This window comes from Ensifer sp. ENS06, from assembly GCF_014852205.1.
GTDB lineage: Bacteria > Pseudomonadota > Alphaproteobacteria > Rhizobiales > Rhizobiaceae > Ensifer > Ensifer adhaerens.
The window spans coordinates 80187-95923 of the sequence record NZ_JACVBC010000016.1 but is presented as its reverse complement, the minus strand read 5'-3'; the positions used below and the strand labels follow the sequence as shown (position 1 = coordinate 95923).

Annotated in this window: 8 protein-coding genes; 6 read left to right on the top strand and 2 right to left on the bottom strand. The window is 62.0% G+C overall.

Annotated features, from left to right (window positions below):
• Positions 1-7: 7 nt before the first annotated feature.
• Complete coding sequence (locus tag IB279_RS32240; protein WP_060519060.1) at positions 8-1063, top strand: ABC transporter substrate-binding protein; 1056 nt, start codon at positions 8-10, stop codon at positions 1061-1063.
• A 192-nt stretch (positions 1064-1255) separates the two neighbouring features.
• Here the strand turns inward: IB279_RS32240 and IB279_RS32235 are convergent, their stop codons facing one another.
• Positions 1256-1951, bottom strand: a complete 696-nt coding sequence (locus IB279_RS32235; RefSeq protein ID WP_192340572.1) for a response regulator transcription factor — start codon at positions 1949-1951, stop codon at positions 1256-1258.
• Positions 1948-3396: a HAMP domain-containing sensor histidine kinase gene (locus tag IB279_RS32230; protein ID WP_090300650.1), complete on the bottom strand. Its 1449-nt coding sequence runs from the start codon at positions 3394-3396 to the stop codon at positions 1948-1950. Before IB279_RS32230 ends, IB279_RS32235 begins: the two co-directional genes overlap by 4 nt.
• Before the next feature lie 602 nt (positions 3397-3998).
• Between IB279_RS32230 and IB279_RS37730 the strand changes: the two genes are divergently transcribed.
• The 5 genes from IB279_RS37730 (at position 3999) to IB279_RS32205 (ending at position 15051) form a co-directional block, all read left to right on the top strand.
• Positions 3999-10700: an autotransporter outer membrane beta-barrel domain-containing protein gene (locus tag IB279_RS37730; RefSeq protein ID WP_256439308.1), complete on the top strand. Its 6702-nt coding sequence runs from the start codon at positions 3999-4001 to the stop codon at positions 10698-10700.
• Between the two features lie 1043 nt (positions 10701-11743).
• Positions 11744-12118, top strand: coding sequence for a hypothetical protein (locus IB279_RS32220; RefSeq protein ID WP_060519066.1), 375 nt, complete (start codon positions 11744-11746; stop codon positions 12116-12118).
• Between the two features lie 148 nt (positions 12119-12266).
• On the top strand, positions 12267-13784 hold the full coding sequence (locus IB279_RS32215; protein WP_250806219.1) for a phage tail sheath C-terminal domain-containing protein: 1518 nt from the start codon (positions 12267-12269) through the stop codon (positions 13782-13784).
• Positions 13785-13801: 17 nt separating this feature from the next.
• Positions 13802-14329, top strand: coding sequence for a phage tail protein (locus IB279_RS32210; protein ID WP_060519070.1), 528 nt, complete (start codon positions 13802-13804; stop codon positions 14327-14329).
• A gap of 41 nt (positions 14330-14370) precedes the next feature.
• A complete protein-coding gene (locus IB279_RS32205; protein WP_143034295.1) occupies positions 14371-15051 on the top strand; it encodes a hypothetical protein in 681 nt (226 codons plus the stop codon).
• Positions 15052-15737 lie beyond the last annotated feature (686 nt).

The following is a 15737-nucleotide window of genomic DNA, read 5'->3' as shown; positions in this document are numbered from 1 at the left end:
GAATACCATGATCGACCAACGGCTTACCAAAACCACGGCCCTCGCACTGCTGGCGTTCGTTATGCAGCAGAATTCTGCGTCGGCGGAAACCAAGACGCTCTACATCGGCATGAACGGCGGAAACTTCGAACGCGCCTATACCGAGCACGTGCTGCCGCCTTTCGAAAAGGCGAACGACGTCAAGGTCGTCGTCGTACCCGGCACCTCCGCCGACATCCTCGCCAAGGCAACCGCCGCCAAGGACAATCCGCAGATGCATGTCATGCTGCTTGACGATGGCGTAATGGTGCGCGCCATCGGCGGCGGTCTCTGCCAGAAGATTGCTGCTGATCCGGTGCTTGACCAGATCCAGATGGCTGCCCGCCTGAAAGACGACATGGCGATCGGCGTCGACATGGGCATGACCGGCCTTGCCTATAACAAGAAGCTCTTCGACGAGAAGGGCTGGCCGGCACCGACCTCGTGGATGGACATGGCCGATCCCAAATTCGAAAACGCCGTCGTGTTCCAGTCGGCTTCCGCATCGAGCTTCGGCCTGCACGCCTTCCTGATGTTCAACCGCATCCAGGGCGGCGACGAGACCAACGTTGAACCGGGCTTCGACAAGTTCTCCGATACGATCGGCAAGAACGTCATCGAGTTCATCCCGAGTTCGGCGAAGATCTCCGAAATGGTGCAGACCGGAGAGGCAGCGATCTTCCCGCTGACCCCAACAGCCGTCAACAACCTCAAAGACAAGGGCATTCCAGTGGAATACGCCCAGCCGAAGGAAGGCTCCGTCGTGCTCGCCGTCACCGAATGCGTGATCGCCAACAACAGCGAACCGGAACTCAGTCAGAAGCTCGCCCACTACCTGCTTTCGGCCGAGGCACAGAGCCTGGCACTCGATCACGGCAACATCATCCCGTCAAACGTCAACGCCAAGGCCGGCACAGATGCGGCGAACGCGAAGCTCTCGACGTTCAAGGCCAACATGGAGACCGCCAAGGTCCTTGATTGGGATGCGATCAACCAGAACCGGCAGGAATGGAACAAGCGCTGGAACCGTATGATCGAACGGTAAGTGTGGCGGGAACGCTCATCAGTCCGCCAGGCGCGCAGGCGTGCGCCTGGCGTTGCGACATGGAGCGGTGATCTTCCTGTCTGACCACGCAACCGAAGCTGGCTATTGGCGCAAAGCGGACATGTCTCACAACGTCTTACTGTCGCGGATCTGTTGGCCCACCAGTCGCTTCGTTCGTGCGAACCAAATCCCCTATTCTACGGCCGAAGGTGCGGTGAACGTATAACCCACGCCATAAACCACCTTGATCGGTACAGTGAGGTCGGTCTGCTCGCCGATTTTACGCCGAAGGCGACTGACGACGGCATCCAGGTGCCGGTTGTCGAAGTGGGTCCTAGGTCGGGCAATTGTCTCCGCCAGCTTTTCCCGCTCGCATATGCCGCCGCCGTGTTTGCAGAGCGCGCTTACCAGCGCGAATTCGGTCGCCGTCAGCTTGAGTGAGCGCTGGTTCGGCGCAGTGAGCGTCCAGTGTCGGCTGTCCAGCACCCACTTGTCTCCAGTGCTATCAGCCAAATCGACGTGCTCGCCCGTTCGTCGCAACAGGCTGCGGATCACGGCTTCGATTTCCCGCAGCGTACTGTGTTTGACGAGATAGATGTCAGCGCCGCTTTCGAAGCCCCGGATGCGGTCGTCGCTGTCGCCAAGAGCTGTGAGCATGATAATGCCGCAGCGATGTTTCTCGCGGACTTCTCGCGCGAGGTCGAATCCGTTGCCATCGGGCAACCCGACATCGAGAATGATGACGTCTGGCGGCTCATGATCATCCAGTACTCGATGGAGCGCTTCTGCAGTCGCAATTCCTTCGGCGGTGAAACCGCAAAGCGCCAGGAAGTCGACCAGATCCTTGCGCAGCCGCTGTTCGTCCTCGACGATCAAAACATGCGTCAATTCATCTTCTCCTTTAGCTGCGTTGGCTCCGCCGCCTCCCTCAGCAAGGGCACGCGTGCCACGGCAGTCGTCCCCCCTCCTTCATTGGAGAAAAGATCCAGCGTGCCACCATGATAGGCCAGAAGCTTGCGCGACGAGTACAGCCCGAGCCCTGTTCCACTTCCTGCCTTGGTGTTGGAGGCACGGAAGAACCGGCGTCCGATCTTGTGAACCTCCGCTTCGGGTATGCCGATGCCGCGATCACGGACCTGGATAACGATGGACCCGAAATCGGATCGGCCATCAATGTGAATAGGCTGATCGTCGGGAGAATATTTGAGTGCGTTGTCAATGAGATTGATAACGACGGTTGCCAGCATGTCTGGATCGGCAATCGTAGAGACTGCTTCACCCTGCGTCCTGAAACGCAAGCGTTCACCGCGACCGGTCATGTCGAAATGTAATTGCACGTCGGCAATGAGAGATGCGATCTGCATCCGCTCCGGCCGAAAGCGATTGTCACCGTCATTTGTCATGAACCGCTCGATCAGGGAGAATAGACGATCGAGCGCCTCGCCAATGCCGGCAAGCCGTTCCTTCGTTGCGTCTTTGGATGTGTCACCTATGAGGCCGATCATGTCGACCGCATTGCGAATGACTGCAAGAGGCGTGCGAAACTCGTGACTGACAATGCGCATGAAGTCAGCCTGTTCTTCACGAAGGGCGCGTTCGGCCTCAAGACTGGCATTCAGTTGGAGTTCGAGCCTTCTGCGTTCCAGCACTTCGCGCGATAAGGCTTCGTTTTTCTCACGCAGGGCTGCCGAAAGTCGCGAGTTGACCATAAACAGCAGGCAAGCAAACAGGGCAATCAGGAACAGACTTCCCTGCAGAAGATACCAGGCGTTGCGGTTGTTAAGGATCGCGATGTCCTGGTGCGCCGCCGGAAACCAGAATTCGATCGCGCTATGAACCACGCTGGCTGCCATGTATTCACCCAGCACCGCCATCGTAATCCAGCGCAGAAGCCGGGGCTGCGTCCGATCGCGCAAGAGGGCCACACACATCAATGACATCATCAATACCGTAAAGGCGGTCGATGTGTGGACGCGGATTGCAAGATCGCCCGGATCGAGCGTCACCGCGATACTCCAGGCTGCGACCTGAAGGACAAGCAGCGAGACGCCGACCCAGGTGTAGCGGGGCTGCCCTAAAAAGCGCGCCAGGCCCTCGGCGAGCAACACGAGGCCAAGCTTGATGATCGTATTGTGTAGCACGATCGACCACGCAGCTGGCTGATCGCCTCTCAAGATCATCAGGAACAGCCCGATGGCGATCGCAGTGTATCCGGCCGCCAGAAACTTCAATTCATAGAGATGGCGCCAAGCAAGCCAGACAAAGATCCACGCGACCGCCTGTAAACTGGCGGTTGCCAGATCGACGACGAGCACTGTCTTGAGGTCCAGCATCCCTCAGCATTTGCACAGGGCGGCGGTTCGCGCAAGTCTAGGTCGTCAGGCGGCGAGTTGAGGGACAAAGAAAGGACAGTAAGTTCAGCCGGGCTTTGGCAGAATCTGTAATAAATTTGAAGATTTGACCTAAATTGGAGAGGGGCGTCTTCCACCGGCAATCTCGGATGGGCTCGTTCGCCTTCATGCATGTTTTGGTCAGAATTGAATAGTTTTGTTCTGTAGATTCCTCGACCCCATTTGCCTTACCGTCACTTCACAGTGACCTTGCATTTGTTTGATTGGGGGAGAGCCCTTCGCGCGCAGATTGCGTATGCGCCGAAGTCGGCCGCGCTTGCTCCAATTTTGAAGGGGCTCGCCGTATGAAACATGCCGAACGCACGGGAAAGATCTTGCGAGCATTTCGACTTCGGTCGAACGCTGCCTCGTCCCTCACCCAGGGGGAGTTGCCATTCTCTCAAACATGCAGTCGTGAAGTTGGTCCTTTCCGGCCTAAATTGATGAACCGAGCGCGGGGCAATGATGGTTGCCCGGCCGGCGTTCGGAACGTTTACGTCCCGCATGTGCTCATCATGTTGGCTTTGGGGCTCGGTGGAGCTGGTATGGCAGGCGAAGCGTCTGCCGGCTGCAATGGCGATCCAAACCAGACAATCGGCCAGGTCGACTACGGATATACGTGGTCAGCCTGTTGGGGCGACAGCGGTGTCGATCATGACGATGAAAAGGACGGAGACGCCGGAGCAAACATAACGATCAACACAAGTGCGTCGTATACCGCTGGCGCAAGTCTCCCCTACGTCGTGCCGTCGGGCTCAGCCGGCGGTGTCATCATGACATACACGATGGGCGGCGGCGGTGTCGACGAGGGACGCGCGGGTGCCGGCGGGACCGTGACGATCACTAATTTCGGCGCCATTACCCTGTCTGCGTCTACGGATCCGGGCACCATCGGGAGTTTGATTTCGGCAACGAGTTTCGGCGGCTCCGGGGACGAGGACAATGACAATTACAAATCGAACGGTGGTGCCGGCGGTGCCGGAGGCGCGGTAACGATTACCAACTATGGAATGCTGGCCGTGGAATCGCTGAAGTCGACCACGGCCAGAGGCATGGCCGGGATCTTTGCGGTGAGCAAGGGAGGCAGTGGCGGTGAACAAAACAGCGGCGCGACCGGCGACCAGGTGGGCGGCAACGGTGGCAACGGTGGCACGGTCAGCATCGCCAACACAGGGCAGGTAAATCTCGGCAGCCCGACCAGTTCGCTGAGTGGCCTCGACTATGCGTGGGGCCTGGCTGCCGAATCCACCGGTCAGCAGGGCGGTCACGACAACGGTGCGGGCGGTGCGGGCGGCTTCGTCGATATCGCGAACGGTTCCTCCGGAAACGCAAGCGCCGGGGCGATCAGCGTTTACGCAAACGACACCGACAGCGTGCGCGGCATCCATGGGCTGAGCCAGGGCAGCGACGGCACGGCATCGCGAGACAGCTCCGATAAAGGCGGTGTGGGTGGAGGCGGCTCGGTCGTAAATGTCGACACCTACGCAGATATGACGATCGTCGCCACGGGCCAGGTGACCGAGCTTTCGGGCGGCGTCGTCGCCGTCACTCGGGGTGGCGATGGTGGCGACGGTTGGAGCTCGAACGTCGCGGGTGCCGGCGGCGAGGGTGGCAGGCCAGACAGTGGGCTGGCCGCGACGACCGTGACGGTCCATTCGGGCATCATTTCGACGCAGGGCGACGACCTTGGCGGTGTGATCGCATTGAGCCAGGGTGGCCGTGGCGGCGACGGCCAGGACGGAGAGAAGGACAGCTCCGGCGGTCTCGGCGGGAACGGCGGTCAGATCCAGTTGAACCTGTCCGGCGGCAGCGTTTCGACAGATGGCAGCAACGCCTTTGGCCTGTTGGGCCAGAGCATAGGCGGTCAGGGTGGCAATGGCGGCGACGAAACGGCTGTTGTCGGCACGAGTGGTGGGGGCGGCTATGGCGGTAACGCCGGCAGCGTGGGTGCCTTTACGAACGGCGCATCCAGGATCACGACGACGGGTGACTACTCGACCGCCATCACCCTGCATTCCATCGGAGGCGGTGGTGGCACTGGCGGCGACTTCACTGACGTGCTCGGCGGGGGAGCGGGCAATGGTGGCAATGGCGGCAGTGGCAACACGGCTATCGTCAACAACAATGCAGCAATCACGACGGCGGGCGGACATTCCTACGGTATCCTGGTCCAGTCGATCGGCGGCAGCGGCGGCACAGGCGGCATTGCCGCCGGGCTCACGCTCGAGCTGGGTGGCGATGGTGGCAGTGGTGGGTCGGCGGAGACGGCCAGCGTCCTGAATGCCGGTACGATCACCACATCTGGCTATTCGGCGCACGGCATCATCGCCCAGTCGATCAGCGGCGGCGGCGGCGCTGCCGGTATGGCGGGTGGAATTCTGTCGATCGGCGGTTCCGGCGGCTCCGGTAACTTTGGCAGCAATGCGCAGGTTCAGAATTCAGGTGTCATCAGTACCGGCGGGGATGCCGCCATCGGCATCCTGGCGCAATCGATCGGCGGCGGTGGCGGTTCGGGTGCCGGCGCGTCGGGCATCGCGACCGTTGGGGGTTCAGGTAGCGCCGGCGGTGACGGCAGCGAGGCTGGCATATTTTTGCCCGGCGGCTCGGTCACCACACGGGGTGAGATGGCGCATGCGATCATGGCACAGTCGATCGGTGGCGGTGGCGGCAACGGCGGCAACGTGATCGACCTGTCGGTTGGTCTCCCCGCATTGGGTGTCGGCGGCAGTGCCTCGGGCGGCGGCGCCGGCGGCAAAGTTTGCGTCACCAACCAATATTCCGATGACGGTTGTTCCGCAGAGACTGGTGCGCACGAGGCGGTTGATGTCGCCACTGCCGGCTCAGGCGCGGTCGGCGTGCTCGCACAGTCGATTGGTGGCGGCGGAGGCAACGGCGGAAATGCCACGGGTGGCGATGCCGGGCTTGGTAGTTTCCAGATTGGCGGGGGCGGTGGGGGCGGTGGCTATGCCAGCATCACCAGTGTCGACTTCCAGGGCTTGACCCTTACCACTCAAGGTTCGCACGCCGCCGGCATCGTTGCGCAATCGGTCGGGGGTGGTGGCGGCACCGGCGGCTCCGCAAGCTCCTACTCCGCAGGTCTCGGCTTTACGGCGTCGGTGGCTGTCGGTGGTACCGGGGGTTCAGGCGGCGCCGGTGGCGACGTCTCCGTCGACCTGACCGATAGCATCATTAGCACCGGCCAACACGGCGGCGATGTGACTGATGCCATCGGCGTCCTCGCACAGTCGATTAGCGGCGGTGGCGGTAGCGGTGGTTCCTCGGTTGCCGATGCGCTCACCGTGGCAGTGCCGACCGGCGAGGATGTCTCCTTGGCGATGAGTGTCTCAACGGCCGTCGGCGGTAGCGGCGGCTCAACCCACTCTGCGGGCGACGTCTCCGTGAGCTTGGACGGCAGCACGGCGGTCTCTACGAAAGGCGCTTCGTCGCATGGCGTGATGGCACAATCGATCGGCGGCGGCGGCGGGAATGGAGGCAGCGCGTCGTCGATGGCAGCGACCGGCGGTACCGTGGATACCGTCAGTGCCGACATCGGTGTTTCGGTCGGGGGCTCCGGCGGCGGCGGCGGCAATGGTGGTGCTGCCAAAGTCGCACTGAAGGATAGTGCCTCAGTGACGACGGCAGACGACTATGCCAATGCGATCGTGGCGCAATCGATCGGCGGGGGTGGCGGCAATGGCGGTGTCGGCAGCGTCAACAGCAAGCAGATTGGCGGCGGCTTCAACCTGACTGCCAATGTCGGGGTTGGCGGCTCGGGCAGCGGTGGCGCAAGCGGCGGGGTGACGACTGTCGATCTTGACGCAGGCACAGCCCTAAAGACCAGCGGCACGGGTGCACGCGGTGTGCTCGCCCAGTCGATCGGCGGCGGCGGTGGTACTTCGCAAGGCGTCAGCGTCGGGCTGTCGGCCAGCGCCAGCCTGCCCGGAGGCGAGGAGCCCGAAGGCAGTAGCGGCGACTTTTCCGCATCGGTTGGGGTTTCGGTTGGCCGGACCGGCGGCAGTGGCGGTTCGGCCGGGACGGTCAACGTCACCACATCGGGCAATATTGCTACCTTCGGCGCAGATGCGGACGGCGTGCTCGCGCAGTCGATCGGCGGCGGCGGCGGGCTTGGCGGCTCCGTGGGGCAGGCGAGCTCCGGTGATGCCGAGCCGCTCGATGACCAGGGCGCCAGTGATTGCCTGAGCGACGACGGTGACGGTAAGTCCGGCTACTGCTTCGATGTCAATGTCGGTGCCACGATCGATGACGGCGGTACCGGTGGCACGGCCGCCAACGGCAACACTGTCACGTTGACACATGCCGGCCGCATCAACACCACGGGTGATTGGGCCGACGGCATCGTCGCCCAATCGATTGGCGGCGGCGGCGGTGCCGGTGGTAGCTCTACCGCGTCTGGCAGCCAGGCAACGGCCAACATAACCGTTGGCGTCGGCGGCCGTGGCGGTGCGGGGGGAAATGGCGGCGAGGTCGACATCACCTTCGACGACAATCACGGCAACAGCATCAACACCTCCGGATACAGTGCCTATGGCGTGCTCCTACAGTCGATCGGCGGTGGCGGTGGCCAGGGCGGTGACGGTTCGGATCATGCGGCGGGCAAGATCACCGTCGGCGGCGGTTTCGGCGGCTCTGGCGGCTCAGGTGGGTCGGGGGGCCTGGTTGAGGCGCAGGGTTGGATCAATCTGTCGACCAGCGGCGACGATGCGCACGGTATCGTTGCACAGTCTATCGGTGGCGGCGGTGGCGTCGGTGGCGCTGGAAGCCATACGGCTTCCGAGGACGAAAACAGCCACGCGATCGACCTCGTGGTCGGCGGCAGCGGAGGGGTTGGCGGTCGTGGCGGCGAGGTCGACCTTGCCATCGGTACCGCGCTCAACACCTATGGAGACCGGGCGTTCGGCCTCGTCGCACAATCAATCGGCGGCGGCGGCGGCATAGGCGGCGCCGGCGAAGCCGACAGCATAGCCTCGCTTGTGGTTGGCGGATCGGGCGGCAGCGACACGGATGGCGGCGCTGTCACGGTCGATCTGACGAGCGAGAGCACGGTTCACACGCGTGGCATCGGCGCGCACGGCATTGTTGCCCAATCGATTGGCGGTGGCGGCGGCATTGGCGGAACGGCTTCGGGCGCGCCGCTCTCCTTCAAAGGTGACAGCCCTGCCAGCTTTGGTGATGGCGACGATGTTTCCGTCAATATCGACGGCGGCATCCTTGCCGATGGCGACTATTCCTTCGGTGTTCTCGCGCAATCAATCGGCGGTGGCGGCGGTTTCGGCGGCAACGCGACCAGTGCTTTCATCGGGTCGAACGGTAACCTCTCTTCGGCCGGAAAAAGCGGCGATGTGACGGTCACCCTCAATGCCGGCAACGAAATCCGAGCGACCGGCAAAGACTCGATCGGCATACTTGCGCAAAGCGACGGAGGCACTGCCAACAACGGTACGGTCAATGTGACGGTGGATGGTTCCATTACGGGCGGATCCGGTGACAATGGTGCCGGTGTCTGGGTCGCGGGCGGGCAGAACAATAGCGTGAACGTCAATTCCGGAGGCATGATCTCGGCTGCTTCCGGTGTCGCCGTCCAATATAGCGCCGGACTGAACCCGCTCTCAGACGGCACGCTGATGGTGGTGAACAACGCCGGTATCATCGACGGCAGCGTCAAGGGGGCCATCACCGTCGACGCCAAAATATCGAAGACGGCCCGTGTCGGAAGCGGCATGGCGGTCTCAGTCGTCAATGAGACAGGTGGCCTGCTGACGGGTGCAAAGGTTTACGAGGCTGACGTGTTCAATCATGGCCGGCTGGCAGTCGGCGGTTCTGAGGCTATCGACGCCACGAAAATCACCGGCAACTTTGCCCAGCTTATGGACGGCGTTCTGGCAATCAACGCCGATTTCGCTGGCTCGCGCATCGATCGACTGACGGTCGAGGGCGACGCCAGCCTCGCCGGCAAGTTCACGGTGAGTGCCGAAAGTGTCTTGCCCGGTATCACTTTGTCTTTTCTCACTGCGGGTGGCACCTTGGATCACTCGCTAAGCGGGCAGTCGGCAATCTACGACTACGTGCTGACCCGGACTGGAAACGAGCTGTCAGTTGCGACGGGTTCGGCCCATTTCGGCGAGCCTGGCTTTGCGCTGAACGCGGACCAGGACAACGTCGCCAACCACCTGCAGGAGATCTGGGACGCCGGCGGTGGTTCCTTCGGCAGACTGTTTGGCACACTGGGCTCGCTTGCTGATGGCGATTCTGGTGCATACGGGTCCGCCCTGTCCGATATATCGCCCGGCGTCGCAGGAGCGGCCGCGGCCGGCAGCATCGCCACGACGCGGCAACATCTCGACCTTTTGCTGAGTTGCCCGATGTTTGCTGCGGACACCTCGTTCCTGACTGAGACGGAGTGCGCGTGGAGCCAGGCAGGTGCACAGAAGCTTGACCAGAAGGCCAGCGGCGGCGTCTCGGGTTTCGACAGCACGACCTATGCGCTGCAGGCCGGCGCCCAGGTCGAGGTGTTGCCCGACTGGTTTGTCGGCTTTGCCGGGGGCTACGACCGCAGTGCCATTCGCGGTGACGACGGCCGCGTCAACGCCGACGGCGACGTCCTTTATGCCGGTGCCTCACTGAAGCATGAAATTGGTCCTTGGCTTCTTTCGGGCGCTGTTTCCGGCAGCTATGGCTGGTACGACAACGTGCGTACGATCCGGATTCCGGGCTTTGCCGGACAGGCGGAGGGCGAACCGGAGGTTTACAATGTCAGCACCCGGTTGCGCGCTGCTTACACCTTTGCGCAGGATGCCTACTATGTGCGGCCGCTGGTCGACCTTGACCTGATCTATTCGCACGCCCGTAGCTACCGAGAGTCAGGTGCCGGCCCGCTCGATCTCCTGATCAACGACACCCGCCAGTGGAGCTTCACCACCACCCCGGCAATTGAGATTGGCACGCGCGTGGATCTGAGCGAAACAACGGTTATGCGGGCCTACGCGGCCGCAGGAGTGAGCTTCAGCAGCGCTGACAGCTGGGATACGTCAGCCCGGCTGGCCAATGCACCAGCTGGGGTCGGCGCTTTCGAAAGCACGGTGCCACTGGCCGATGTGGCAGGTCGACTAAGCGCGGGCGTCGACATCGCTAACGCCGACGGCTTCAGTTTGCGCGTCGGCTACCAGGGCTCGTTTTCCGACACCTATTCCAGCCATGGCGGCACACTGCGGATTGCCTACAAGTTCTGAGGGGATCAAAGATGTTAAGACAGGGCATGTCGTCGTGGGTGGGTCCAACCTGTCCCAAAAAGCGTTCCCGGGCAATCCAACCGGCAAATCCAGTCAACGAGGGCGCGAACGAGGTGGTGGCGCGCTTGCTTGACCCAAGAACAATGTACAGAGAACCGGTTTAGCGTACCGGCGTGCGCACAACGAAAATGAGCCTCCGCAGGGGGGCGGAGGCTCACGCGCGCATATATTGTCAATAACAAGTTTTATAAATATCAAGCAGTTACACGGAAATATGAACCGTAAACGCAGCGGCGGCTGTGTCGAAATAGGGTGGCGGTGTGTGCAAATGCAGGTGCAGTTTGCCAATCGGGAAACCGCATAGCAACTCGCCCAAATGGACATTTTGCGTAATACATTGGGCTTAGCCAATGACGCGACGCGAGCGCTAGAAAAATCGCGTAACGTTTCGTCGGGAACGTTGCGGCGTTGCTCTGCCACCTGATGGTTGCGATCTGGCTGTGAGGCTTCAGCACTCATAATATGTACACTGAAACGACCAAATCATTGGGGAAATGCGAAGCAGAAACGCATGTAGTGCCTCTGCCGACGGTCGCGACCTAGTCTCGCAACAAACAACGCAAATCACCAACGTCGTGCAATTGTTTTTGAACTTACGCCAGCCGCGTCTCACAGCCTGTGCGGGAAGCCCCAACTTATACATTTTGTCCCGTATATTCTATTGGGATTTATACTTGGTTTATTTTAATGTGGAATGGTGTTCGATTGGAAGCGGCAGTGTAGAGATTAGAATTATCTCCGTTGACATTTTCTGTGTTCTGTATCTTTATAATTATCTTCTTGCATTCTGATAAGTATATCTCAAGCGTGACGTTGCTACGTTCGACGCTGCGAATGTTTTTGGGCTTCCCTAAGCACTATCCGGCGAGCTGGGCCTTAAAGCAGCAGATCTCGTTAAAGCGTCCGTGTTTGCTGGCGCAATTTAAAATTGTGATACTGAATTCTCCGACTGATCGCGCAACGCTTTCTCCGAGGTGCCTTTCATGTCAGAAACAATCACGTGGTCCCTAACCGCAGGTGGCAAGTCAGGCTCTGCCATCCAGACCAAGGGCGCATCGACGGGCGATGGTATCGTTTCCGTCTCTGTTGATCTCGACGCCGGAAGTGCAGAGCGCGATCTGGCCCTGCAGGTCGACAAGGTCGACAACGTCGCCTTTCTCGCGATCTCTTCCGATCTTCTCGACGGTTCGGTGACGGTCAAGGCAGACGGGGCCAATGCTTCCGCGCTGAGTGGTCCGATCCTCTTGTTCGGAGAGGCGGTCAAGCTCTTTGCGGGCGATCTGACCACCCTGACAGTTCACAACACATCGGCGGATAAAGCCGCCAAGGTGACGGTTCTGATCGGCCTGACGGTCTGATCTGACTTTCAATCCGGTTTCGACGGCCCGCAAGGGCCGTCCGATGCATCGTTCGCTTTTGCATTCACGATCCGTTTGAGAACAGGAGCCGCGCATGCCCATCTCTCCAACCTATCCCGGCGTCTACATTCAGGAGCTCGACTCGGGCGTGCGAACCGTCGCCGGTGTGCCGACCTCGATTGCCGCTTTCGTCGGACGCACGAAAAAGGGGGGTGTCGGGGAACCGACGCCCTGCTTCAACATGGGCGAGTTCAATCGCCGCTTCGGTGGGCTTTGGAGCGACAGCAATGTCTCCTACGCCGTCGACGATTTCTTCGCCAACGGCGGCGGGCAATGCCTGATCGTACGGCTGTTCGAGCAGGACGGCGGCGACGGCTATGCAGGCTTGACTGTGGGCACCCTGATCCTGCGGGCCAAGAGCCCTGGTGCCTGGGGTAATTCGCTCTCAGGGAAAATCTCGCACCCGGACGTCGCCGATCCCGAGGGCGCGGCCGCAGCTGCCAAGAAGTACGGACTGACAGTCAACGACATCTTCGATCTGGAGATCGTCGACACTGCCACTGACACCCGGGAGGTATTGCGTACCCTGTCGATGAGAAGCGATGCGGGCCAGCGCCGGTTCGACCGGATCCTCGCGGCCCAGAGCAACCTCGTTGAAGCGCCGCCGGCCCCGACCTTTTCCAATAGTCGGCCCGCGGATGCCGCCACAGGTACTGCTACCGGTGGCGACGACGGAACGACGCTGGCCGATGCGACCTACCAAGGTGATCCGGCGCTGAAAACCGGCATGCAGGCGCTGCGCAAGGCGGACATCTTCAACCTGCTCTGCATCCCACCCGACACCCGCGAGGCCACCCTGCCCAAGGCAGTCAGGGAAACGGCCGCTGCACTTTGCGCTGAAAGGCGCGCGCTTTACATTGTCGATCCGCCGAACGAATGGGACGCCAACCCCGACACCGCGGCGACGACGGCGAAGAATGCCCAGCTCGACGCCACGGACCAGGTGCTTCCACTCACCAATGCCCGCAACGCCGCGCTCTATTTTCCGCGGCTTCTCAAACGTGATCCGTTGCGCGGCGGTCAAATCGATGCCTTCGCGCCCTGTGGGGCGGTGGCGGGCGTGATCTCCCGCACCGACGTTAATCGTGGGGTCTTCAAGGCGCCGGCCGGCCTGGCCGCGACGCTGTCCAATACCCAGGGGTTGACCGTGAAGCTGACCGATCAGGAAAACGGCCTGCTGAACCCGATCGGCGTCAATTGTCTGAGGTCGTTCCAGAACATCGGCCGCGTCGTCTGGGGCGCTCGCACGCTGGCGGGCTCGGACGTGCTGTCGGACGACTACAAGTACGTGTCGGTCCGGCGCCTCGCGCTCTTCATCGAAGAGAGCCTGTTCCGCGGCACACAATGGGTTGTGTTCGAAGGTAATGACGAACCGCTCTGGGCACAGATCCGTCTCTCGGTGGGATCGTTCATGCAGCGGCTGTTCCGGCAGGGCGCGTTCCAGGGGGCGAGCGCCAAGGAGGCCTATTTCGTCAAGTGCGACGCATCGACGACCACGCAGGACGACATCAATCGCGGCATCGTCAACATCGTCGTCGGCTTCGCGCCGCTGCAGCCGGCCGAATTCGTCATCATTTCGATCCAGCAGATCCGCAGCGCGTCCTAAAGGGAGGGCGGACAAACATGCCACAGTTCACCACGAATGCCGACCGTTTCGACCCCTATAAAACGTACAAGTTCCGTCTGCGCTTGCCGGACGGGGACTACGTTGCAGGCGTCAGCAAGTGTTCAGCCCTCAAGCGCTCGACGGAGGTGGTCAAGCACCGCGAAGGTGGCGACCCCTCGACCAGCCGCAAGTCGCCGGGCCAGACCGAATATGAGGCAATCACGCTGGAGCGCGGGGTTACCCATTCCAAGCAGTTCGAGCAATGGGCCAATAAGGTGTGGAACTATGGGGCGGGCCTCGGGGCGGAGGTGTCGCTCAAGGATTTCCGCAAGGACCTGATACTCGAAATCTACAACGAGGCCGGTCAGATTGTTTTGGCCTACAAGCTCTATCGTTGCTGGCCCTCCGAGTTTTCGGCCTTCTCCGACATGGACGCTTCGGCTAGCGCCATCGCGATCCAGACGCTGAAGCTGGAGAACGAGGGATGGGAGCGGGACGAAGACGTGGCTGAGCCTGAAGAGCCCAGCTTCGAAGTTCCGGCCTGATCATGCCCCTGGGAGCTCCCTCACGGCTGGACGCCTCCGCGGTGATTGAGCTGGCCGACCGCGCGAGCGTGCTGTCGCCGGCTCAATGGTCGGTCGCGCTGCTGCAACGGGCCTATCCCGAGGCCGCGTGCGGGACCCTCTTGGCCCTGCCTATGGGGGCGCGCGACCGTTTGGTTCTGGCGATCCGGGCACGACTGAGGTCGGGCCCGCTCCGGGCGGAACCGGTTTGCGAAGCGTGCGGTAAGATCTACGAGCTCACGCTCGAACCCGCCAGCCTCGGGCTGGCGGGGGAGGCGCTTTGGCCAGAACCTGGTTTTCAAAAGGTGATGATCGGTGGCTGCGAGGCGGTCGTGCGCCCGGTGACCGTCGGCGACATTCTTGAGATCGAGACCATCGCCGAACCTGAAACGGCTGCGCGGATGCTGGCGGCACGGGTCCAGGAAACGGCAATGGATCTGCCGCTCGATGGCCTTGCCGAGGCTCTGGAGGCGATCGATCCGGGCGCCGATGTGTGGTTGGAGACCGGCTGCCCGGAGTGCGGCGCCAGGCAATCCGTGGCTTTCGATTCGGTGCATTTCGTCGCTCATGAGCTGCAACAGATTTCGCGGCAGATCCTGCATGACGTCGTGCACATCGCTCGGGTCTTCCACTGGTCCGAGGCCGAGATCCTCGCTTTGCCGGAGCATCGGCGGGCCTTTTATGTGGCCGAGGCACTGGCATGAGCGCGTTCCTGAGCAACCTTGCCGCGCGCGCGCGCGGCACGCTGCCCCGGCTGGCGCCGCGCCGGCCCGGCCCCTTCGAAACGCTGGGTGAAAGGTCCGAACCCTCCGACAGCGATAGGCCGGTGCCGTCCATGTCTTCCGAGGCTCCGTCGCGCACCCCGCGCACCAGAGAGGCCGCCCCTCCGGCGTCCGCCCCCGTCGCGGGTCCGACCATATCCGCAGCAGCTACGACGGTCCTGAGGTCGACACACGCTGCAGCGCCGGTCACGCCAGCCACGTCGGCACCGGCTGCACCGTCGCGCCGCATGATGCCATTGGCGCCCGCCGCAGGCGTTGCTCCGGCTGCTCTTGCTTCGAGGCCGGCGGTCACGCCACCGGTGGCAACGTCGTCGCAAGCCGTTTTGGCCGTTGAAACCCCTCCGGTCGCGCACGCTCCCGTTTCGTTGCCCATCGCGCCGTCCGCTCCGGCGCCGGTGATCGCTAACGGCACACTTGCAGACGCTCTTGGGGACATGTCCGGCGAAACGGCCCGGGCGGATCCCGAACCGGCGGCGTCCCCTGTCGCTGCCGATGGTCGGCCGGTATCGCGATCATCGATTGTCCCGGTCCCGAGGGCCGCCCCGCCATTGCTTGCGCGCGAGGATACCGCGCCGAATTGGGCAGCGCAGGTCCCGCGAGGCAGGAAC